The following is a 24,596-nucleotide window of genomic DNA, read 5'->3' on the forward strand; positions in this document are numbered from 1 at the left end:
TCGACGACGAACGCGAGGCGGTGGCGGAAGTGCTTGCGGCCACGGCCCAGGGTGTGGCTGACGTCGCGGAGGCTCAGGCCGGGGCGCGCTTCGAGGTGGGCGGCGAGCTGCCGCGCCCGGTCCTTCAACTGCCCGGCCGTGCGGGCGGACAGGGCGATGAGGCGGGAGCCGCCGGGGCGTTCGGCCGAGGTCTCGGCGGCGGCCGCGGGGGCCTCCGCCAGGACAACGTGGGCATTGGTGCCGCTGTAGCCGAAGGAGCTGACGGCGGCCAGGCGCGGCCGGTCCGCGCGCCGCCACTCGCGCGCCCGGGTGTTGACGTAGAAGGGCGTGCCGTCCAGGTCGATGTGCTCGTTGAGGCGCTCGTACTGGGCGGTCGGCGGCAGCGTCGCGTGCTCCAGGGCGAGGGTGGCCTTGAGGACGCCGGCGACTCCCGCGGCGCACGCGGTGTGGCCGATGTTGCTCTTCACCGAGCCGACGGCGCAGTGGCCGCGGCGGTCGGTGCGCGCGGTGAAGCTGTCGACGAGGCCGTCGATCTCGACGGGGTCGCCCAGGGCGGTGCCGGTGCCGTGCGCCTCGACGAGCTCGATGTCACCGGGGTCGATGCCGAACTTGTCGTACACGTGCTTCTGGAGCCGGGCCTGTGCCTCGGCGCTGGGGGCGGTGATGCCGTTGGACCTGCCGTCCTGGTTCACTCCCCAGCCCTTGATGACGGCGTGGATCCGGTCGCCGTCGGCCTGCGCGTCCGCGAGCCGCTTCAGGAGCAGGACGCCCACGCCCTCGGCGGGTACGAAGCCGTTGGCGCGCTCGTCGAAGGCGTAGCAGCGGCCGTCGGGCGACAGGGCCCGCAGCTGGCTCATGGCCACGTGCACGCCGGGGCCCGGGATGACCCAGACGCCGCCCGCGAGCGCGGTGTCGCTGTCGCCGAGGCAGAGGCTGTCGCAGGCCTGGGCGATGGCCACGAGCGACGACGAGCAGGAGGTGTCGATGGAGAGGCAGGGGCCCTTGAGGTTCAGGGTGTAGGAGATGCGGCTGGCAAGGATGGCGCTGTTGGTGCCGAGGTTCTGGTGGGCGCTGAGCCCGGCCGCGTCGGCCGTGGCGCCGTAGCCGTTCACGGAGCAGCCGACGAAGACGCCGCACCGGGTGCCGGAGAGGTCGTCGGGGCTGTAGCCCGCCTCTTCGACGCAAGCCCAGCTCTCCTGGAGCAGGACGCGCTGCTGTGGGTCCATGGCGGCGGCCTCGCCGGGCGAGATGGAGAAGAAGAGCGGGTCGAAGCGGTCCGCGTGGTCCAGGACGCCCATCCACTTGCTGGAGGACTTCCCCGGCACGCCGGGCCGTTCGTCGTAGAACCTCTCCACGGACCAGCGCGAGGACGGCACCTCGGATATGCAGTCGCGGCCTTCGAGGATGTTCCGCCAGAACGCGTCGACGTTCTCCGCCTGAGGGAACGCGCCGGACATGCCGATGACGGCGATGTCCACGAGGCCGGGGGCGCGCGCGGGCCCGCCGACGGCCTTGGACTCCAGGGGCGCTTCGGGGGCGGGCTGCGGCTCGGCGGCGGGCTGCGGCTCGGGTTCGCGTTCCGGTTCGGCGGTCGGCTCGGGCTCGACCACCGCGATCGGCTCGGGCTCGACCACGGCGGCGGGCTCCGGCTCCGGCTCCGCGGCGGGCTCGGGCCGCGCCTCCGCCACCGCGTCGGGGGCCACGGCGCCGTGCTCCCGCGTCAGATACCGCGCCAGGTCGCTGATCGTCGGATGCCCGTAGACGGTGGTCGCGGAGAGCGAGAGCCGCAGCCGCGTGTTGAGGGACCGGGTCCAGGTGACGCCGGAGATCGAGTCGAGGCCCAGCTCCACGAAGGGCGCGTCGTCGTCCAGTTCGGCCGCGGTGAGCTCCAGCTCCTTGGCGAGGCTGGCGCGCAGCCAGGCGGCGAGCGCGGACTCCGCGGGCTCCTGCCCGCGCGCGGCCACCGGTGCGGCCACCGGCACGGGCTCCTCGGCGGAAGCCCGGCCCGGTTCGCCCGTGCCCAGCAGCTCGGCGAGGTGTCCCGCGAGTTCGTCGACCGTAGGGTGGCTGTAGACCTGCGTCGCGGAGAGCGACAGCTGGAAGTGCGTGTTCAGCTTCCGGGTCCAGGTGACACCGGTGATCGAGTCGAGGCCCAGCTCCACGAAGGGCGCCTCGTCGTCGATGTCCGCCGCGACGAGCTCCAGCTCCGCCGCGAGGCTCTCGCGGAGGTGCGCGGCGATGTCCCGGCGCCCGGGCGCGGACGTGCCGCGGGCGGCGGAGGACCCAGGGGGTGTGGCACTCATCTGTTCTCCCATGGCGCCCTCGAACAGGGCGGACAACGTACGGAACGTGGGGTGACCGCAGACCTGGGCCACGGTGAGGGACAGCCCGAGGGTTCGGTTGACCTCGTGCAGCCACTGGGCGCAGCCGAACGAATCGAGACCCAGCTCCACGAGGGACACGTCGTCACGGCTCGGAGCCACTTCGGTTCCAAGGACGACGGCCAGCGTGTCGCGCAGGTACCGATGCAGGTCGCTTTTCGCGTGGATCTTAATACGTGGCGCGGCCATCAGGAATCGGCCCCTTCCGCCGGGGCGCCCGGCCCGCTGCCGTCCTGACCTGCAACGACGCCCGGAGCGATCTGCTCCAGATGGCGGCGGAGGATCGCGTTGAAGGTGAGGGGCGCTTCCAGCATCACGAAGTGCCCGACGCCGTCGACCAGTTCCACCTCGACGCCGTAGCGGCGCGCGGCGGTCAGGTTCGTCGGCATCCAGGACGTCGAGTTGATCAGCACGAGCGGCACGTCGAAGTGCTTGGGCACGTCCTGGAGGTAGGTGAGCATCTCGCGGAACGCCCCGGACACCACGGCGGCGCCGGTGTCCTCGCGGGTGCGCTCGACCAGGGCGACGAGGTCGTCGCGCGCCCCGTCGAGGAACAGCTCCCGCGCGTGGACCGGCTGCTCGCTGAACGTCCGCACGAACCGGTCGAGCTGTTCGGCGGAGAGCGCCTTGGGCTCGAAGTTGTGCAGCGTGTCCACACCCACCAGACCGCGGACCCGGCCGCCCAGGAGCCGCTCGGCGGCCAGCATCACGGGGCCGCCGAGCGAGTGCCCGACGAGGACCACGTCGTCGAGGCCCTCCTTCTCGACCACGGCCGCGATGTCCTCGGCGAACGCCTCCACGGTCCACCGCTGCCGGGTCCTGCCCGATCCGCCGTGTCCGGCGAGGTCGGGGGCGACCACGGTGTACCGGTCGGCGAAGTGCTCCAGCTGCCGGTCCCAGTACGACGCGTCGCAGCCGAGGCCGTGGATGAGGACGAGGGCCGTGGCCCCGTCGCCGCGCACCCGGTAGCGGATGCGGCTGCCGTCGGCGGACGTGGCCGTGGGGGCGGGCGCGGCGGCTGGTTCGTCCGGTTTGCGGGCGATGACGCCCACGTGCTCCATGTCGGGGGCGGGCGCGCCGTACGACTCCCGGTCGACGCCCACGGCGCCGAAGTAGCCGACCTGTTCCACGACGAGACCGGCGGCCTCGCACTCCCTGCGGAACACGTCGGGGTCGATGGCGTTGATCAGCGGCGGCCCGCCGACGACGTGGGCCGCCTCGAAATGCGCGGCGACGTCGTCGATGTAGCCGGGCCACGGGTCGCCCGCGTCCTTGCGCGCCTCGTAGTCGGCGGCCTTGGACGCCCAGTACCCGAAGTACGGCGAGTCCGAGCTGAGGAAGACCTTGCCGCCCGGCGCCAGCCAGTCGTACATCTTGCGCAGCGTGAGCCGGAAGTCGTCCGGCGCGAGGAAGTGCATCACGCGGCTGGCGTGCACGGCAGTGAACCGTCCGCCTTCGAAGTCGACGTCGGGCAGCATGCCCTGGCGCAGGGAGAGCCGCTGCCGGGCCTCGTCGTTGACCCGCTGTCCGAGGATGTCCAGGTGCTTCTGCTCCATGTCGAGCGCCACCACCCGTGCGCCGCGTTCGAGGGCGGCGATGCTCGCCACGCCGTACGCGCAGCCCAGGTCCAGGGCCTCGCCACCGCTCTCCCCCGCGTACGCGGCGAACTCCTGGGAGTACGGGATCAGCCGCTCGACCATCACGCCGGTGCGGTTCAGGGTCGCGACCATCCCGCCGAAGTCGAGGGCGGCCGCCGCCTTGAGGTCCTCCAGGACGTCGTGGTCACGGGTGACCGGGCGCGCGTCCGGGGCCTCGGGCGCCGTTTCGGGACGGGGAGGCGCGGACGCCAGGGGTGCGAGGGACACCCGTGGCTTGGCGGTGACGGGCGGGGCGTCCGGGGTGTCGATCCGGTGCGGTACGTCCGCCAGGTCCCGCAGGACGACGGGCTTGCTCGGCTCGGCCGAGGAGACCGGGGCGGCCGGGACCGCGAGGGTCGGGCCCTGCTCCGCCGAGGCCACGACGGCGGGGGACGGAGCCGGGGCCTGCTGCTCGGCGCGCACCCAGTAGCGGTTTCGCGCGAACGGGTACGCGGGCAGCCGCAGACGCGTGACGCGCTGTCCGTCGGGCCGGGCCACGGCGGTCGGGACGCGGTGCCCCGCGGTGTAGCCGCGCGCGACCTCGGCGAGGGCCGCCCGGCGCGCGGCCGGGTCGAGCCCGGTGTCGCGGGCGCGGTCGGCCGCGGCCCGGAGCCGGTCGAGGTCCTGGGCCCGCTCGGTGAAGCCGCGGGGCACGACGCCTTCGAAGCACGCGTCGGCCGCGGCCGTCCGCGAGCGGCGCCACGCGCGCCAGAGCGCGGCGGCCTCCTCCAGGGAGCTCACGACCAGGGCGCACCGGTGCCGGAAGTGGTGGCGTCCGGTGACGAGGGTGGCGCTGAGCCGGGGCAGGTCCGCGTCCGTCAGGGCGCCGCTCGCGATCCGGTCGAGCAGGGCGTCGACGATCCCTTCGAGGGCCGTCTCCGTCTTGGCCGAGACCGGGAGGAGGTAGGCGGGCCGCGCCGGGGCCGCCGCGGCCGGTCGGCCGGTGTACTCCCGTACGACCACGTGGGCGTTGGTGCCGCTCATGCCGAACGCGCTCACCGCGCCGGTGCGGTGGCCGTGGCGCGGGGCGGGCCACTCCTTCGTCGCCTTGTTGACGTAGAAGGGGCTCGCGCTCCAGTCGATGTACTCGTTGTCGCGCTCGCAGTGCAGGCTCGGCGGGATGGCGCGGTGGCGCAGCGCCTCGGACAGACAGACCAGGCCGACCAGGCCGGAGGCGGCGAAGGTGTGGCCGACGTTGGTCTTGGTCGAGGTGAGGGCGCAGAAGCCGCGCTCGTCGGTGTGCCGGGCGAAGGCCGCGCGCAGGGCGCCCACCTCGACCGGGTCGCCGAGCTTCGTGCCGGTGCCGTGGGTCACGACGTAGCCGATGTCGGCGGGGTCGATGCCGCCGCGCTCGTAGACGGACTCCAGGAGTTCGCGCTGGGCGTCGCCCGAGGGCGCGGTGATGCCGTTGGTGCGGCCGTCGTAGTTGAGGCCGCTGGCCGTGATGACGCTGTGCACGGGGTCGCCCCGGTCCTCCGCGGCCGCCAGCGGGCGAAGGACCAGGGCCGTGACCGCCTCGCCGGGGACCATGCCGTCGGCGTCCTGGTCGAAGGTGGCGCACCGGCCGGAGGCCGACAGCATGCCCGCGTCGCTCATGGCGGCGAGCGCCTGCGGGGTCAGGACGAAGTTCGCCGCCGCGACGACGGCGATGTCGCACTCCCCTTGAAGCAGGCTGGTACGCGCCTGGTGCAGTGCGACCAGGCCCGACGAGCAGGAGGTGTTGACCGCGAGGACGGGGCCCTTCAGGTCGAGGAAGTACGACAGGCGCGCGGCGAGGACGCCGTCGTGGTTCGAGGTGAGGTTGCCGCCGGCTCCGTCGAGGAGCTGGTAGTCGCCCTGCTCCACGCCGACGAACACACCGACCTTGAGGCCCTCCAGCTCCTGCGCGCCGAGGGCGGCGTCCTCCAGCGCCTTCCAGCACTCCTGGAGGAGGTGGCGCTGGCGCGGGTCGAGCGCGCGCGCCTCCTTGGGGGCGATCTCGAAGAAGGCGGCGTCGAATTCGTCCGCCCAGTCGATGCTGCCCATCCAGCGGTAGGGCGGCGGCGCGCCCTCGTCCCGCGTCGCCGCCGCGCCGAAGCGGGCGGACGGCAGCTCGCGGACGAGGTCCTTGCCGTCGGCGAGCGCGGACCAGAAGGCGTCCACGTCGCGGCAGCCGGGGAAGATGCCGCTCATGCCGATGACGGCGATGGCGTCGGTGCCGGAGTCGGAGTCGGCGCGGGTGGCTTCGGGGGCAGGCTGCGGCGCCACGGGAGCCACGGCGGACTCCGGCAGCCGCACGCCCGGTTCGTCGGCCAGGTGGTCGGTCAGGCGCCGTACGGACGGGTGGTCGTACAGGACCGTCGGCTGGAGCGGCGTGCCGAGGCGTTCGGCGAGCCGGTGGGCGAGCTGGGTGAGACGGATGGAGTCGAGGCCCAGGTCGTGGAAGCCGCCGTCGTCGTCGAGCTGGTCCACGGGGGACTTCAGGACGTGCGCGACGACCTCGCGCACCGCGTCGGCCAGGGCGGCGCGGCGCCGGTCGTGCGCCACGGCGGTCTCCCGCGCGGGGTCCGGCTCCTGCGGGAGAGCGGCGGCGACCGCGGGACGCGGGCCGTGCGGAGCGGCTGCGAAGGGCCGCTCGGCCAGGGCCAGGGCCCGCTCGGCGGGCGCGTGCAGGACCAGTGGCGCGGCCGTGCCGGACCGCTCGGCGAGGAGCCGTTCGAGCAGGGCGAGGGCGGTGTCGGCGGCGAGGGGACGCTGGCCGCTGGCCGCCAGGTAGGCGGTGACGTGGTCGTGGTCGGCCGCGCGCTGGGCGGCGGCGCCCATGCCGCCGTCCTCCCACAGCGGCCAGGCGACGGCGAGCAGCCGTCGCTCGCCGCGCTCGGCGAGGGCGCGCGCGTAGGCCGACTGGAAGCGGTTGGCGACCGCGTAGTCGCAGCTGCCGAAGTCGCCGAGGGTCGCGGAGCTGGACGAGAAGAGGCAGATGAACTCCGCGGAGCGCCCGGCCCGGGTGCGGTCCAGGGCCCGTTCGAGGGCGAGGGTTCCGTCCACCTTGGCGGCCAGGACGCGCCGGGCGGCCTCGCGGGTCGCCTCCGTGACGGCGAGCCGCTGCGCGGTGCCCGCGGCGTGCACGACGCCGTCGATGGCGCGCAGCGCGGGCGGCAGGGTGCTGAGGGCCTCGACGAGGGCGTCCTCGTCGGTGACGTCGGCGCGGCGGCAGACGACCGTGCCGCCGTGCTCGCCGAGCCCCGCGGCCCAGGTCTCGTCGGCGGGGCTCAGCGGGGAGCGGCCGAGCAGGACGAGGTTCGCGCGGTAGGCGCGGGCCAGGTGCCCGGCGACGCGGCGGCCGAGGCCGCCGAAGGCGCCGGTGATCAGGTACGTGCCGCCCTCGCGCAGCACGCCCGGAGCGTGCGCGGCGGCGTCGGGCAGGCTCCGCACCGCGCAGACGTGGCGCTGTCCGCCCCGGTAGAGCGCGGCGGCCTGCTGCTCCTGCCGCTGCTCGGTCAGGAGCAGTTCGGCCCAGCGTCCCGCGGTCGCGGCGCCCTCGTGCAGGACGACGCGCAGCGCGGTGCCGGGCAGCGGCCTTGCCAGGGAGCGCTCGTAGCCGATCAGGGCGTCGAGGGCGGCCTGGCCCACGGCGTCGTCGTAGTGGCCCGCGACCAGGACGTCGGGGACGGTGCCGCCGGTGGCGGCGACGGCCCGTACGAGCACGCCGACGTCGGCCAGTTCGCGCAGCGGCGGCCGGCCGTCCGCGCGTTCGGTGGGCCACAGGTAGTGGAGGGCGTCCACGGGGCCGTGGGCCTCGGCGACGGCGACGAGGACGCGCGTCAGGGCGCGCTCGTCGGCGCCGTCGACGCGGTACACCGACGGTTCGGCCTCGGCGGGCGCGGGCTCCGGGGTGCCGGTCCTGGCGACGAAGACGAGGCGGGTGCCGGGCGCGTGCCGGAGGGTCGCGGCCCGGTAGGCGTCCTGGGCCGCGCGGTCGGACAGGAAGGCCACGACCACGCGGCGGGCGTCGGTGTCCGCGACCGCCGCGGCGGCGCGCGCCACCCAGCGCTCCTCGAACAGGCGGGGGGCGACGGCGTCGGCCGCCACGGGGGCCGAGGGCTCCGCGCGCAGCCAGAAGTGCTGCTCGTCGAACGGGTAGGCGGGCAGGCTCAGTCGGCGCGGGCGCGGCCCGTCCGCGTACAGCCGCCGCCAGTCGACGGGCGCGCCCGCCTCCCAGAGCCGGGCCGCCTTGTCGAGCCTGCGCTCGGCGAGCCACTGGTCGAGGAGGGCGCGCCGGTCGTCGTCGTCCAGGACGTCGAGGGCGCCGGGCACCTGCGCGGGCGCCTGCGCACCCGGCTGTGCGCTCGGCTGCGCGCGCTCGGCGAAGTCCTGGAGGGCCGCGACGAGTTCGGCCGTGGTCCCGGCCACGAACGCCGCCCGGCAGGGCATGGCGGTGCGGCCCACCTGGAAGGTGAAGGCGACGTCGGCGACCGGCGCGGCGTCCCCCGCGTCGGCGAGGTGCCGGGCCAGGTCGCGGGCGTAGCGCCGCAGGGCCTCGGGCGTTCGCGCCGACAGGGGGACGAGGTGGGGCCCGGCGAAGTCCGCGCCGAGGCCCTCGCGCGGCGGGGCCTCTTCGAGGACGGCGTGGACGTTCGTGCCGCCGATGCCGAAGGAGCTGACGGCGGCGCGCAGCGGCTGCCCGTCCGCGGGCGTCAGCGGGGTGAGCCGGTCCACCACGTAGAACGGGGAGTTCGCGAAGTCGATCTGCGGATTGGGCGCGTCGTGGTTGATGGTCGGCGGCACCGTGCGGTGGCTCAGGACGAGGGCGGACTTGACGAGGCCCGCGAGACCGGCCGCCGCGTCGAGGTGGCCCAGGTTCGCCTTCACCGAGCCGATGCCGCAGAAGCCGGTGGCGCGGGTGTGCAGCCGGAACGCCTCGGACACGGCGTTCACCTCGACGGGGTCGCCGATGACGGTGCCGGTGCCGTGGGCCTCCAGGTACCGGACGGACTCGGCGCGCACCCCGGCGCGGTCGAGCACGGAGGCGATCAGCTCGCTCTGGCCCGCGTGGCTCGGCGCGTAGTAACCCGCCTTGCGGGCGCCGTCGTTGTTCATGCCGACGCCGCGCACGAGCGCGTGGATGTGGTCGCCGTCGCGCACCGCCGCGCGGGCGTCCTTGAGCAGGACGACGACGGTGCCCTCGCCGCCGACCATGCCGCGGGCGTCCGCGGCGAACGGCTTGCAGTGCCCGTCCGGCGAAAGGGTCATGCCCTCCTCGTAGAGGTAGCCGACGGTCTCCTCGCCGTACATCGCGCTGCCGCCGACCAGGGCGTGCGTGGTCTGGCCGGACTGGATGCCCTGGCAGGCGAGGGCGAGACCGGCGAGCGCGGACGAGCAGTTGCTGTGCACGAACAGGCTCGGTCCGCGCAGGCCGAGCCGGTGCGACACGGTCGTCGGCGCGGTACCGGGCTGGGCCTGGAGGAAGCCGACCAGGGCCTCCGAGTCGCGGCGTGCGCCGGGGCCCGTGACGGGCGCCTGGTAGAGGGAGTTGGCGGTGGACATGTACACCGCCGCGTCGGCGATGTCGTCGGGCAGGTACGCGGCGTCCTCGACGGCCTTCCAGGCGTGCTGGAGCAGTTGGCGCGCCTGCGGGTCCATGAGTTCGGCGTCGCGTGCCGAGACCTGGAAGAAGGCGTGGTCGAACAGGCCCTTGCCGCGCATGCTGGCGCGGACCGGCACGTGCGCCGGGTCCTGGACCAGGCGTTCGTCGACGCCGAGGCGGCGCAGCTCGTCGGGCGCGCAGAACTCCACGCTCTCCGTGCCCGCGACGAGGTTGCGCCAGAACGCGCGGTGGTCGTCGGCGCCGGGGAGTCCGACGGAGACACCGATGACGGCGACGGCGCCTTCGAGCCCGGCAGGCAGCTCCGGGGCGGCCGGGGCCGTCCGCTCGGCCGGGGCCACAGTGCCCGGCCGGTGCTCCGCACCGAGGTCCGCGCGCAGCCGGGCGGCCGTACCGGCCGCGTCGACGCAGCCGAAGACGTCCGCCGACGTGAAGCGCACGCCGAAGCGCTCGGCGACGCGGTCGGCGAGCACCACCGCGAGGACGGAGTTGCCGCCCGCGTCCAGGAAGGCGTCCGTGGGGCGGAGCCCGGCGACGCCGAGCACGTCCCGCCACACGGCGAGTACGTCGCTGTCGCGGACGGCGGCGACGGCACGCGGCGGTGCGGCGGCCGGGGCCGCGCTCCGCTCCGCGGCGGGCGCGTCCGGCAGCGCGATCGGCCGTCGCGCGAGGGCGAGTCGGTCCACCTTGCCGTTCGGGGTCTGCGGCAGGGCGTCGACCGGCAGGACGAACGCGGGCACCATGTACGCGGGCAGGGACCGGCGCAGGTGCTCGGTCAGCTCGCGCGCGGTGGCGCCCTCGCCGGTCCAGTAGGCGAGGAGCTGGGTGGCGCCCGTCGCGGGCTCGGCCCTGGTGACGACGGCGCAGTCGCGCACGGCGGGGTGCCGGGTGAGGGCGTGCTCGATCTCGCCCGGCTCGACGCGGAAGCCGCGCACCTTCACCTGGGAGTCGATCCGCCCCAGGCACTCGATGGCGCCGTCCGCGCGGCGCCGCGCCAGGTCGCCCGTGCGGTACAGCCTGCCGCCCGGCGTGAAGGGGTCGGCGGGGAACCGCTCGGCGGTCAGGTCGGGCTTGTTGAGGTAGCCGAGCGCCAGCCCGTCGCCCGCGACGCACAGCTCGCCGGGCACGCCGATCGGAGCCGTGTGGCCGTTCTCGTCCAGGATGTGGATCCGGGTGTTGTCGATGGGCCGCCCGATGGTGACGCGGCGGCCCGCCTCCACGCGGGCGACCGTGGACCACACGGTCGTCTCGGTGGGCCCGAACAGGTTCCACACCTCGCCGCCGAGCGCGGTGAGGCGCTCCGCGAGGGACTCGGACAGCGCCTCGCCGCCGCACAGCACGCGCAGGCCTTCGGCGTTGGTCCAGCCCGCGTGCAGCAGCATCGTCCACGTGGCGGGGGTCGCCTGCATCACGGTGGGCCGCACCCGTGCGATCAGGGCGGCGAGGCGGTCGCCGGAGCGCGCGGTCGCCGGGTCGCTGAGGTGGCACTCGGCGCCGGTGACCAACGGCAGATAGAGCTCCAGGGCGGCGATGTCGAAGCTGTGCGTCGTCACCGCGAGGATCCGGTCGGCCGCGCCGAGGCCCGGCCGCTTCGCCATCGCGCAGAGGAAGTTGGTGAGCGCGCGGTGGGGCACCACGACGCCCTTCGGCAGGCCCGTGCTGCCGGAGGTGTAGATGACGTACGCGGGGTCGTCGGCGCCGGGGGCCGCGCCGTCGCCCGGCTCTTCGGCCGTGGGGTCGGCACCGGGGTCGTCGAGTACGAGCAGCCGCTGACCGGGCCGGTCCAGGTCCGCGGACCGTCCGCGCAGCGCGGTGTGGGTGAGGAGGACGGCGGGCTCGGCGTCGTCGAGGATGTGGGCGATCCGCTCGCGCGGGTAGTCCGGGTCGAGGGGGATGTAGGCGCCCCCGGCGCGCAGGGTGGCCAGCAGCGCGACGACGAGGTCGACGGAGCGCTCCAGGTGCACGGCGACGAGACGGCCGGGACCCACGCCGAGCCGGCGCAGGCGCGCGGCCAACTGCCGCGTGCGCTCGTCCAGTCGCGCGTACGTCACGGACTCGGCGTCGGTGACGAGGGCGACCGCGTCGGGGGTGCGGGCCGCCTGGTCGGCGAACAGCTCGTGGACGCGCCGCTCCGGCTGGGCGACGGCGGTGTCGTTCCACTCCACGGTGAGGGTGTGGAGCTCCTGCGGCGAGGCCGCCGAGCAGTCGTCCAGCCGTCGGCCCGGGTCGGTGGCCGGGGCGGACTCCAGGAGGTGGGCGTACTGACGCAGCAGTCTGTCCACCGTCACGGCGTCGAAGAGGGCCGGGTCGTACTTCGCCTTGACGGTGTACGCGTCCTCGGTGGCGTGCGGCTCGATGACCTCGATGACGAGTTCGTACTCGCCCTCCTGGTGGATGCCCTCGACGTAGCGGACGTCGGGGGCTCCGGCCGTGACGTCCTCGTGCCAGTCCTGGTACATGAACGCGTGGCGGAACACCGGCGCGGAGCCGTCGGCCGTGCCCAGGCCGAGCTCGCGGACCAGCGGGCCGAACGGGTAGGCGTGCGCGAGGGCGTCGAGCAGCGTGCCCTGCACGTCCGCGCACAGCTCGGCGAACGAGGAGCGGCCGGACATCCGGCTCCGGACCGGCACCATGGTGACGAAGTGGCCGACCGTGCCGTCGAAGCGGCCGCCGGGCCGGGTGCTGACCGGCATGCCGACGACGACGTCGTCCTGCTGGGTGTACTGCCGCAGCAGGACCTTGTGCGCGGCCAGGAACACGGCGGACGGGTAGACGCCCCGGTCGCGGGCGAACCGCGCGACGCGGTCGCCGAGGTCCGCCGGGAGCCGCAGGCTCTCGGTCGCGCCGTGCCGTCCCCGCTCCGGGGCGGAGCGCGGCCGGTCCGTGGGGAAGGCCGGGGCGGGCGGCAGCGCGGCCAGCTGCCCGCGCCAGTAGGCGAGTCGGGCCGCGCCCTCGTCCCCGGCCAGGAGCGTGGCCTCGTCGGCGACAAACTCCGAGTAAGGGGCGGGCGCGGCGACCGGATGCGGCGCGGCGCCCGCCGCGGCACTCCGGTAGGCGGCAAGCAGCTCCTTGACGAGCACGACGGCGGAGGCGCCGTCGAGGACGAGGTGGTGGGCGTTCAGGAGCACCATGGCGTCCGCGCCCCGGGCGCCGCGGAAGACGCCCAGTCGGCACAGCGGGCCGTTCTCCAGGTCGAACGGTTCCCTGGCGTGCGCGCGCAGCTGGGCGCGCACCTCGTCCGGGTCGGTCGTGGTCAGCTCGTGCTCGGTGACCGCGGGCCGCGCGGCCTCGGCCCGTGCGAACACGAGCCGGTCGCCGTCCCGTCGTACGACGGCCCCGAGCAGCGGGTGGCGGGTGCGGACGCGTTCGAAGGCGGTGCGCAGGGCGCGGAGGTCGAGGCCGGACACCTCGAAGCAGAGCGGCACATGGTACACGCTCGCCTCGGGTGCGGACTTCTGGAGGCTCCACAGGCCCCGCTGCCCTTCGGACAGCGGGTGCGGCACGAACTCGTCGGCCTCGTCGGCCTCATCAGGGGTTTCCACCACGCGCGGGAGTACGCCGACGAGGTGGGCGGCCAGGGCGTCGACGGTCCGGTGCTCGAAGAGCGCGGCCGACGCGAAGTCCGCGTACAGCTCGCTCCGCACCCGCCGGGAGAGGCGCACCAGGCCCATCGACGAGACACCGAGCGCGGCGAACTCGCGGTCGGTGGCGACGTCGTGGGGCGTGCCGTCCAGCTCCTCGGCGAGCGCGGCGCGCAGCCAGGCGCGGACGTCGGCGGCGCCGTCCTCGGGGCGCGGCTCGGGACGCGTCTCCCGCGCGGGCTCCGCCGCCTGGGGCCGCTCGTCGCCCGCGGGCTCGTACCAGTGGTCGCGCCGCGCGAACGGGTAGGTGGGCAGGCTCACGCGGCGCGGCGGGCGCCCGGTGGACGGCTCGGCGCGGGCGATGCTCGCTCCGGTCAGCCAGGCACGGGCCGCCGCGTGCGGGCCTTCGCCCGCGCCGGCCGCCGCGGGCCTCGTACCGGTGCCGGTGTCGGTGAGGTCGGCGTACCGGTCGGGGTCCGCGCCGCCGTGCTCGCTGAACTCGGCGAGCGCGGCGGCGAGTTCGGCGGTGGAGCGGACGACGAGCGCGAGGCGCACGGGCAGTTCGTCGCGGCCCGTGCGGAGGGTGTGCGCGATGTCGCGCAGCGGCATCGGCCGCCCCTCGCGCCTCGCCCGGTCCAGGTGCGCGGCCAGCTCCCCGGCCGCGGTGCGCAGCCGCTCGGGCGTGCGCGCCGACAGCGGGACCAGGCAGGCCTCGTCGGCCGCCGCCTCGGTGGGGCGTGCCTCGTCGTCGGCCATGTTCTCGTATCCCTCGATGATCAGGTGTGCGTTCGAGCCGCCCGCGCCGAAGCAGGAGATGCCCGCGCGCCGCGGCAGGAGGCGCCCGTCGGCGTCGACCGGGTTCCAGGGGGCGAGTTCGCGCTGGACGTGGAACGGCGACTGCTTGAAGACGATGCCGCTGTTGAGCTCCTCGGCGTTGATCGAGGGCGCGAGCGCGCGGTGGCGCAGCTGCATCAGGACCTTGGTGAGGCCCGCGACGCCCGAGGCGCTCTCACAGTGGCCCAGGTTGGACTTGAGCGAGCCGACGGCGCAGTACTGCCCCGGGCGGTCACCGGCGAAGGCGCGGCCGAGCGCGGAGATCTCCAGGGAGTCGCCGAGGGGCGTCGCCGTCCCGTGGGCCTCCACATAGCTGATCGTGTCCGGCGTGACCCCGGCGCGGGCCAGGGCGTGGCTCACGACGTCGCGCTGGGCGTCCAGGCTCGGCATGCTGTACCGGCTGGTGCGGCCGCCGGAGTTGACGGCGCTGCCCTTGATGACGCCGTAGACGTGGTCGCCCGCGGCCACCGCGTCGCGCAGCGGCCGCAGCACCACGGCGCCGACGCCCTCCGCCGCGAGGAACCCGTCCGCGTGCTCGGAGAAGGGGCGGCACCGCTCGCCGGACGACAGCAGGCCGTGCTCCTGGAGCACGTCGAAGTGGTCCGTGCCGAGGAGCAGGTTGACGCCGCCCGCCACCGCGCAGGCGCTGTCCCCGGAGAGCAGGCTCTGCACGGCCAGGTGCAGGGCCGTCAGCGACCCGGAGCAGGCCGTGTCGACGGCCACGCTCGGGCCCTGGAAGTCGAAGAGGTACGAGGTGCGGTTGGCGATGGACGAGTAGGCCGTGCGCCCGTTGTACGTGGCGTTCATGACGCCGACGAACACGCCGACGCGGCCGTGCCCGGCGAGGGCCGCGGGCGTGTAGCCCGCGTCCTGCACGGCGCCGTGCGCCGTCTCGATGAACAGCCGCTCCTGCGGGTCCATGGCCGCGGCCTCGCGCTCGTCGATGCCGAAGTACTCGGCGTCGAAGGAGGCCACGTCGGCGAGGAAGCCGCCCCAGGGGCGCTCCCGGCCCTGCCAGTCGCACCACCAGCGGTCGGCCGGGTAGGGCGCGGTCGCGCTCTCGCCCCTGGCCAGGTTCTCCCACAGCCGGGCGGGGCTGTCGGCGCCCGGGTAGCGCCCGGCGAGGCCGACGACGGCTATGTCGTCGGAGTGCCGCTCGGGCTCGCGCCGGGCCTCGGGAGCGGGCCGGACCTCGGCGCTCACCGGTGCCGGGCGGGTCTCCTCCAGCGGCGGGCCCGCCGGGGTCGCCGTGCCCAGGACCTCGGCCAGGCGCGCCGTGTGCGTCTTGGCGAAGTACGCGGCCACGTCGCGGACCGTCGAGTGGTCGAAGAACAGCGTGCTGCTGAGGTCCTCGAAGTCCCGGCCGAGGGTGTTGTTCAGCTGGACCACGAGGATGGAGTCGAGGCCGAGGTCGAACAGGTCGGCGTCCGCGTCGAACCGCTCGGGGTCGAGCTTCAGCGTCTCGGCGACGAGGCCGGTGACGTACGCGACGGCCCTCTCGGTGAGGGAGGCGCGGGGCGCGCCGGCCCGCGGCCCGGGGGCGTCTGTGCCGTCGAGGCCGAAGAGCGTCCTCAGCTCCGGGCGCCGCCGCTCCACGAAGTGCTCGACGAGGTCGTCCAGCGTGCGGAGTTCGAAGAACAGGGTGCTGCTGACGTCCTCGAAGTCCCGGGCCACGGCGCTGTTCATGCCGGACACGAGGATGGAGTCGAGGCCGTAGTCGTGCAGGTCCTTGGCCGGGTCGAGCTCCCCGTCCGCCAGGTGCAGGGCCTCGCGCAGCAGCCGCTCGAAGTAGTCGGCGGTACGCGCCCGCAGCTCGCCCTCGTCGTCCGTGGCGGGCGCGGCCACGACGGGCTCACGCACGGTGTCGGGGGCGGTGGCGCGGGGCGCGGCCGGGGCCTGGGCACCGCTCGGGCCGTCCGTCGTGCGGAACCGTCCGTCGCTCTCGGCGACGAGCAGCATCTGCCCCAGGGCGTGGGCCTCGGTGTCCGGCTGGGCGCCGGTGCGGAACCCTTCGTCCTCCAGGACCTCGCGCCAGCTCTCGGCGGAGAGCACCGGGCTGCCGGGGATGCGCAGGGCGGCGTCCCGGTACCGCCACCAGCCGTCCACGAGGCCGAAGGTGACGTGCGCGAGGAGCGTGTTGCGGCTCATCTCGTTGAGCAGGAGCAGACCGCCCGCCCGCAGGGTCGCCTTGACGTTGCGCAGGGTGCGGGAGATGTCGGCGGTGGCGTGCAGGACGTTCGTGGCCACGACGACGTCGAAGCCGCCGAGGTCGACGCCCTGCGGTCCGGGCGCGTGCTCGGCGTTGAAGATGCCGGTGGTCACGTGCGGGTAGCGGGGCTTCAGGCGCTCCTCGGCGCGGAACAGGAACGCCTTGGACAGGTCGGTGTAGTGGTACTCGGCGATGCGGTCGCCGAACGGTTCGAGGGCCTTGAGGACCTTGACGCTGGTCGCGCCGGTCCCGGCGCCGACCTCCAGGACGCGCAGGCGCCGTCCCGGTTCGGCCGCGCCCCAGGCGCGCACGGCGTCGGCGAGGAGCACGCTGAGCCGGTCGTTGAAGTAGTCGACGACCGGGTCGCCCCGGTAGACGCCCTCGACGCGGGACAGCGAGGAGCCGGGGAAGAGGATCTCGGTGCCCTGGCGGGCGCCGGTGAGCACGTCCGGCAGGGCTTCGAGGCAGGACTCGACCAGGTCGGTCTGCGCGCGCTGGTTGGCGCCCGCCTGCCAGCCGTCGCGCTCGGCCCGCCACTGGCGCCACAGTGCGGCGCCGTCCAGGTCGCGCGCGGCGAGGGCGGGCCCGGCCTCGGCGAACAGCCGGTGGCTCTCCTCCAGCCAGCGCGCGTACCGGGGCAGGACGCGGTGCCCGGCCCTGTCCGGGCGTTCGGCGCCGAGGTCGCGCAGCGTCACGTACAGCAGGTCCAGGGTGAGTTCGCGCATGCGCGGGTGCGGCAGGAAGCGGCGCAGCCGCTCCACTTCGCCGTGGGGCGCGCGGTGCGCCGACACGACGGCGTCGCGTACGGAGGGAAGGCCCGGCCGGTGGTGGCCCTGGTGCTCGTCCAGGGCGAGGCCGCGCAGCGCCTCGTCGCCGAAGGTGCGCATCAGGGCGACCTGGCCGTGCTCGCCCGCGAGGAAGGACTCCAGGGCGGTGAACGCCTCGTCGGGGTCGAGCGAGTCGACTCCGGCCGCGGCCATCCGCTCGCGGTAGAAGGAGTCGCTGACGACGCCTGCCACGCCCCAGTACCCCCAGTTGACCGCCTTGGCCACGGTGGCGCCGCGCCGGTCCAGGGCGTGGGCGAGGGCGTCCTTGAAGGTGCATCCGGCGGCGTAGTTGGCCTGCCCGGGGGCCCGGACGAAGCTCTCGACCGAGGAGAAGAACAGCAGGAAGTCCAGCGGCTCGGCCCCGAAGACGTCGGCGACGCGGACGCCGACGTCGACCTTCGCGGCGAGGGCGGCGCGGAAACGGTCCTCGTCCATGTGCGCGAGGGTCTTGTCGGCGAGGACGATCGCGGAGTGCACGACGCCGTCGACGCGCGGGTGGTCCCGCTTGATCCGCGCGTGCGCGGCGAGGAGGCTCTCGTGGTCGCGCGCGTCCGCCCGGACGTACGAGGGGGCCGCCGCGCCCGCGGCGCGGGCCCGCTCGGCGAGGTCGGCGAGGCGCTCCTCCACCCCGTCGGCCAGGGGGCTCCGCCCGATCCACACGATCGTCGCGCGGTACCGCTCCACCATGTACCGGCTCCACAGCTCGCCGATGCCGCCCGCGCCGCCGATGACGACGTAGACGCCGCCGTGCCGGTAGGTGCCGGTGGCCGGTTCCAGGGCGGTGGTGGGCAGCAGTTCCTGGGAGAACCAGCGGCCGCCGCGCAGGGCCACCGTGGTGCCGGGGCGCACCCCGGTGAGGTGTCGCTCCTCGCCCAGGCGGTCGCCGACGCGGTCGCCGGAGTCCGGGTGCGGCAGGTCGGCCACGTCGATCGTCCAGCGCGCGTGCTCCCGGGCGAGGCTGCCCGCGAGGCCGTGGACGCTCGCGTGCGTGGCCGCGACCGGGTCCGGGTCGCGGACGGCCTGGGTGCCGAACGTGTAGAGGGACCAGGCGAGGTCGCGCGTGCCGTGGCCGAGGGCGAGGAGGGCCTTGACGGTGCGGAATACCTCGACGGCGCCGCGCTCCTGGCCGTCGACCATGCCGTCCCGGGTCTCGGCGGGGGCGACCCAGACGATCCGGGCGATCCGGCCGTCGGTGGCCGCGCAGGCGGTGCGGATCAGTGCGGCGATGTCGTCGACGGACGCGCCGTCGGGCAGGTCGACGCGCTGGTGGCCGGGGTGGAGCGCCGCCAGTTCGGCGCGCAGCCTGCGGTCGGCGTCGAGGACGAGCACCGCGCCGGGCGAGCTGTCCGTGGCGGGGGCTTCGGCGGGGTGCCGGGGCTCCCACACCGGAAGGAGCGTGCGCAGTTCGGAGGCGCGGGCCGCCTCCGGGCGTGCGGGGGTGCCCAGGGTGCGGTAGGCGAGGCCGCGCAGCGTGGCGCAGACCCGGCCCCGCGGGTCGAGGAGGTCGATGTCGAGGACGCGTTCCGCCGCGGCGGAGCAGTTTGCCGCCGGGCGCACCCAGGCGTACATCGTCTCGCCGAACGGCGCGTGCGCGTCGAGCCGGTCGAGGGCGAAGGGCACCCGCGTCGTCCCGTCCGCGACCGACGGGACCGTGGCGGAGTCGAAGGCCGGGTCCAGGCCGAGCGAGGCGTGCACGGCGGCGTCGAGGACGCTGGGGTGGAGTGCGTACGCGTCCGCCGTGGCGCGCAGGTGCGCGGGAAGGCGCAGTTCGGCGAGCACTTCGCGGCGCCCGTTGCGCTCGCCCCGGTGCAGGACGTGCACCAGGCGGAAGCCGGGGCCGTAGGCGACGCCCGCGCGGGCGATGTGCGCGTAGACGTCCTCGCCGGGAAGGGGCCGCAGACGCAGTCGGCCGCGCAGCTCCGCGAGGTCGACGCGGGGCGGCGGCGCGGCCGCCTCGGTGGTGGCGCGGCCCTGGACGCACAGCTGGTCGCCGTCCGTCAGGAGGGCGAAGCCCAGCGCTCCGGAGGACGCCGTGTCCTCGCGGGTGAGCGTGAACTCCACCTGCCTGCCGCCGTCGTCCACGACGACGGGGCGGGCCCACGTCACGTTCCTCAGGACGGTGCGCCGCCCGGCCGTCTCCGGCAGGGCCTGCCGCACGGCCGTGCAGGCCATCTCCAGGCTCGCGACGGCGGGCAGCAGCTTCTTGCCGTCGACGACGTGGTCGCGCAGGACGTACTCGTCGCCGGAGAAGGCCGAGCGGTAGCGCTGTGCGTCGAGCCGCGACACGTTCTCGTGCAGCAGCGGGTGCGCGGGCGCCGTGCCGGTGGCCGCGTCCGGGCGGGGCGCGGCGGCGCGCGCCCCGCGCGCCGGGTACGGGTGGGGCACCGGCGCGAAGGCGTACCCGGGAAGGCTCACGCGGCGGGCGGACCGCTGCCCGGTGAGCGGGCTCCAGTCGGCGTCGGCGCCGTGTGCCCAGGCCTTCGCGGCCTTCTTCAGCTTGCCGTCGGCGAGCCTGCGGGCGAGCTGTGCGGCGCGCTTGCGCGCGGTGCCGTCGTCGGCCGGGGTGCGGCCCGCGGCGGGTCCGGTGAAGCGGCGCGCGGTGTCGTCGCCGTCCGGGTCCCGCACGAACGCGTCCAGTTCGGCGGCCAGTCGGTCCAGGTCGCGGACGACGAACGCCACGCGGTGGGCCATGGCGACCCGGCCGGTGCGCAGCGTGTGCGCGACGTCGTCGAGGCGCAGCGCGGTGGCGCGGGGCCCGGTCAGGTGCCGGCGCAGTTCGGCGGCCGCGCGCACGAGGTCGTCGCGGGTGCGGGCGGACAGCGGCACGAGGTCCGGCGCGCCCGCGCCGTCGGGGCGCGAGGGTGCGGCGGGGACGTACTCCTCGAAGACGGCGTGGGCGTTGGTCCCGCCCAGGCCGATGGAGCTCTGCGCCGCGCGGCGCGGCCCGGCGCCCGCGGGCCAGTCCCGCAGCCGGTCGACGACGTGGAACGGCGAGGTGTCCAGGCGCAGTTGGGGGTTGGGCTCGCGGTAGTGGAGCGTCGGCGGGAGCTGCCCGTGGTAGAGGCTCAGGAGCACCTTGACGGCCCCGGTGAGTCCGGCGGCGGTGTCGAGGTGGCCGAGGTTGGTCTTCACCGAGCCGATGCCGCAGTAGCCGGTGTCGTCCGTGAACGCGCGGTACGCCTCGGTGAGCGCGGCGACCTCCACGGGGTCGCCGAGCTTCGTGCCGGTGCCGTGGGCCTCGACGTAGCCGATGGTGCGCGGGTCGACGCCGGTGCGGTCGAGGACCTGCCGGATCAGCCGGGACTGGCCGTTGACGCTGGGGCTGTAGAAGCCGGTGGCGTCGCCGCCGTCGTTGTTCACGGCGATGCCGCGAAGGAGACCGTAGACGTGGTCGCCGTCGGCGACGGCGTCGGCCGCGCGGCGGATCAGCAGGGCCACCACGCCTTCGCCGCCCGCCATGCCGTCGGCATCCGCGTCGAACGCCTTGACGCGGCCGTCGCCGGAGAGGTTGAGGCCCGCCTTGTGGACGTAGCCGAGCCCGTCGACGCTGTTCGCCGAGGCCGCCGCCACCAGGGCGAAGTCGGTCTCGCCGGTCTGCACGGCGCGGGCCGCGAGGGCGAGCGCGCTCAGCGAGGAGGAGCAGTTGGAGTGCACGGACATGCTCGGGCCGCCGAAGCCGAGCTGGTAGGAGACCATGGAGGCGACGGTGCCGCTCTGGCTCATCACCCACGACAGGTACTGCCGGGGGTCCTCGATGACCGCGGCGGGCGTCTCGGCGGTGTCGTCCGGCGCGCCGTAGTGGTGGTTGCCGGTGGAGACGTACACCCCGGTGTTCGGGATCTCGCGGTGGTCGCGGCCCGCGTCCTCGACGGCCTTCCAGGCGTGCAGCAGGACCTGGCGGAACTGCGGGTCCATCAGCTCGACGTGCTGGGGCGAGAGCCGGAAGAACGCGCCGTCGAACTCCTCCTTGCCGTCGAGCCCCGAGCGCAGCGGCACGAAGTCCGGGTCGCCGAGGACGCGTTCGGGCACGCCCGCCGCGCGCAGGTCCGCCTCGCTCCAGCGGCCGGCGGAGGCGCGGCCGTTCTTGAGGTTCTCCCAGAACTCCCAGTGGTCGCGGGCGTCGGGGAACCGGCAGGAGATGCCGACGACGGCGACGGCGTCGTCGGGCACCGACGCCTGCTGCGGCTCCGGCTCCGGCGCGTGCGCGGGAGCCGGCGCGACGGGCTCCACAGTGACCGCGGCGTCCGGCGTCCGTTCCCGTACGTACGCGGCGACGGCGGCCGCGGTGGCGTACTTGAACAGGTCGGCGGCCGCGAACGGCACGCCGAGGCGGCGGCTGATCAGATCCGCGAGCACCACGGCCGACAGCGAGTTGCCGCCGGCCTCGAAGAAGGAGACGGACGGGGTGAGGTCCCCCACCTTCAGGACCTCCTGCCAGCAGGCGAGGACGTCGCGCTCGACGTCACGCGACGGCTGCGCGGCCGCCTTGGGGCGCGCGGCCGGGGCGGGCGCGGCGGACACCTCGCGCCGCATCAGGGCGGTGCGGTCGACCTTGCCGCTGCCGGTCAGCGGGACGGCGTCGAGCGGGACGTAGAAGTCCGGAACCATGTACGCGGGCAGCAGCGCGCGCAGGTGTTCCTTGAAGGCGTCGGCGCGGGCGCCCGCGCCGCGCGGCACGTAGTAGGCGACGAGCTGCTTGGCGCCGTCCTCCCCGCGCGCGACGACGACGCACTCGGCGACGTCCTGGTGGCGGCCCAAGTGGTACTCGATGTCGCCCAGTTCGATGCGGTAGCCGCGGATCTTCACCTGGAAGTCCTTCCGGCCCAGGTAGTCGATCTCGCCGTCCTCGGTCCAGCGGGCCAGGTCCCCGGTGCGGTAGAGCTTGCCGCCGGGCACGAGGTCGTGGTCGACGAACTTCTCCGCGGTGAGGTCGGGCCGGTTGACGTAGCCCTTGGCGAGGCCCTTGCCCGCGATGCACAGCTCGCCGGTCCCGCCGTGGGGCACCGGGCGCAGACGCTCGTCGAGGATGTGGACCTGGGTGTGGGCGACCGGCCTGCCGATGGTGGTCGGCCGGTCGTGGCGGACGAGGCCGCCGGTGGAGTACACGGTCGTCTCGGTCGGCCCGTACAGGTTCCAGGCCTCGGTGCCGGTGTCGCGGAAGAACTCCTTGAGCGTCCGGGGCAGCGCCTCGCCGCCGCAGAGGACGCGGACGCCCTCGGGGTTGCGCCAGCCCGAGTGGAACAGCATGCTCCACGTCGCCGGGGTCGCCTGCATCACCGTGGGCCGCACCCGGGCGAGACGCTCCTTCAGGCGGGCCACGTCCTTGATGGTCGGGCCGTCGCACACGTAGACGCGGGCCCCGCACACCAGCGGCAGGAGCAGTTCGACCTGCGCCATGTCGAAGCTGACGGTGGTGACGGCGAAGAGCGTGTCCGCCGCGTCCATCCCGGGCTCGCGGCGCAGCGAGCCGAGCAGGTTGGTGAAGCCCCGGTGCGGGATCATCACGCCCTTGGGGCGGCCGGTGCTGCCCGACGTGTAGATGACGTACGCCAGGTCGTCGGCGGTCACGGGAACGGCGACGGGCCGCCCGGAGCCGAGGGCGGCCGCGAGCGCGTCCCGCTCCTCGTCGAGCACGAACAGCGCGGGCGCGGCGGCCCCCCGGCCCTCCGCCAGAGCGCGGGCGCGGGCCTCGTGCCGGGCCTGGGTCACGATCAGCGGGGTGCCGCTGTCCGTCACGATGTCCGTGAGCCGGGCGGCGGGCAGCTCCGGGTCGAGGGGGACGTACGCGGCGCCCGCCTTCAGGATGCCGAGCAGGGTCACCACGAGGTCGGGCGACCGGTCGAGCAGCACGGACACCAGGTCGCCGCGGCGCACGCCCCGCGCCACCAGGCAGGAGGCCAGGGCGTCGCTGCGGGCGCCGAGCGCCTCGTACGTCAGGACCTCTTCCTGACCGGCCACGGCGACCGCGTCCGGGGTGCGGCGGGCCGTGTCCTCGACGAGGTCCTGCACGCACCGCTCGGCGCGGGGCCGCCGCAGGGCGGCCACGGTCGTGCGCGGGTCCTCGCACACCGCCGCGAGGACGTCGGCGAAGCGGGCCGCGAGGTCCTCGACGAAGGCGGGGCTGTAGAGCTCCGGCTGGTACTTCCAGTACAGCGCGTAGCCCGCGCCGCTGCGCCACACCTCCACGGAGAGTTCGTACTCCCCTTCCTGGTGCAGCTCCTCGACGAGGCGGTAGGGCCGGTCGGCGTCGGCGATGCCGTCGAGGACGTCCTGGAAGACGAACGCCGTCTGGAACACCGGGGAGCGCCCGGCCGGGGTGTCCTGCGCCAGCTCCCGCACGAGGGCCGGGAAGGGATAGCCGTGCAGCAGGTCGTCGGCGACGTCCCGCTGCGCCCGCGCGACGAGCCGGTCGAAGGGCTCGTCGGGCGGGAGCGCGACGCGGACCGGCACCATGTTGATCATCAGGCCCACGGTCCGGGCGAGGGCGTCGCCGTCGCGCTCGTTCACGGGCATGCCGACGACGAGTTCACCGGCGTCGGAGTACGTCGCGAGGGTCGCCGCGTAGGCGGTGAGCATGGCCGTGGACACGAAGGTGCGCCGTGCGGCGGCGAACTCGGCGACGCGCGCGGCCAGTTCCGCGGGCACCTCGGTCACGAGGGTCTTCCCGGCGAAGCGGTCGGCGAGGGCCGTGTGGGGCCGCTCCGCGGGCAGGTCGAGGACGGGCAGGGGCGCGGCGAGGCGGCTGCGCCAGTACGGCAGGCGCTCGGCGCCGCGCGCGGCCAGGGTGCGGCGCTCCTCGCGGACGAAGTCACGGAAGCCCGCGGTGTCCTCGGCGTCGCGGCCCTCGGCCGGGGTGCCGTGCACCCGTGCCTCGTACTCCTCGAACAGCGTGTCCATCAGGAGCGTCGCCGACGTGCCGTCGAAGACGATGTGGTGGACGACAAGGAGGACGAGCGACTCGCCCGCCGGGCGGTCGAAGACGCGGACGCGGAAAAGGCCTTCGCCGTCGTCTCCGGCGGCCCCGCCGAGGGAGAACACCCGCTTGCTCGCGCGCTCCACGACGGCGAGCGCCTCGCCCTCGTCGGCGGTGCCCGTCAGGTCGACCCGCGCGAAGTCGAGCGCGCGGGCGGGGTCGACGGACTGCGTCGGCTCGCCCTCGTCCTGGCCGATGACCGTGGTGAGCACGGGGTGGCGCACGAGCAGCGCCCGGCAGGCGTCCTGGAACGCCGCCACGTCGAGGCCGCTGACGCGGAAGCACAGCGGCACGTTGTACGCGGCCATGTCCGGGTACGCCCGCTGGAGCGCCCACAGTCCGCGCTGCCCCTCGGAGAGGGGGTACCGCGAGACGCCCTGGGGCCGCGGCTCCCCCGCCTGGGCGCGCAGGTCGCGCAGGAGGTCGCCGACCTCACGGGCGCCGACCTTGCCCGCCTTGTAGTCCGCGATGAGGGCGCTGAGCTCGTGCTTCACTTCTCGTTACTCTCTTCGTCGAGGAGCGCGATGGCGTCGTCGAGGTGCAGGGCGCCGGTGCGCAGGCACTCGAGGA

The 24,596-nt window shown here is 75.1% G+C and carries 3 protein-coding genes (2 of these 3 running past the window's edge); all 3 read right to left on the reverse strand.

Going from position 1 to position 24,596, the window contains the following annotated elements:
- Tightly spaced (each overlapping or abutting the next), the 3 genes in view from CP982_RS03825 to CP982_RS03835 form a layout consistent with a single transcriptional unit that may run on beyond the window.
- Window positions 1–2,570, reverse strand: the 5' end (the start) of a protein-coding gene (locus CP982_RS03825; RefSeq protein ID WP_150509160.1) for an SDR family NAD(P)-dependent oxidoreductase. Its footprint begins 11,431 nt before the window's first position; the window shows 2,570 of its 14,001 coding nt (coding positions 1–2,570); it begins with the start codon at window positions 2,568–2,570; its stop codon lies beyond the left edge, outside the window.
- Window positions 2,570–24,520, reverse strand: coding sequence for a non-ribosomal peptide synthetase (locus CP982_RS03830; RefSeq protein ID WP_150509161.1), 21,951 nt, complete (start codon window positions 24,518–24,520; stop codon window positions 2,570–2,572). Before CP982_RS03830 ends, CP982_RS03825 begins: the two co-directional genes overlap by 1 nt.
- On the reverse strand, window positions 24,517–24,596 hold the end of the coding sequence (locus tag CP982_RS03835) for an SDR family NAD(P)-dependent oxidoreductase (RefSeq protein WP_170316350.1). It continues 14,023 nt past the right edge of the window; 80 of the gene's 14,103 nt are visible here — the last part of the coding sequence; its start codon lies beyond the right edge, outside the window; it ends in the stop codon at window positions 24,517–24,519. The genes CP982_RS03830 and CP982_RS03835 overlap by 4 nt, the downstream gene beginning before the upstream one ends.

The sequence above is a fragment of the Streptomyces spectabilis genome (genome assembly GCF_008704795.1).
Classification (GTDB): Bacteria; Actinomycetota; Actinomycetes; order Streptomycetales; family Streptomycetaceae; genus Streptomyces; species Streptomyces spectabilis.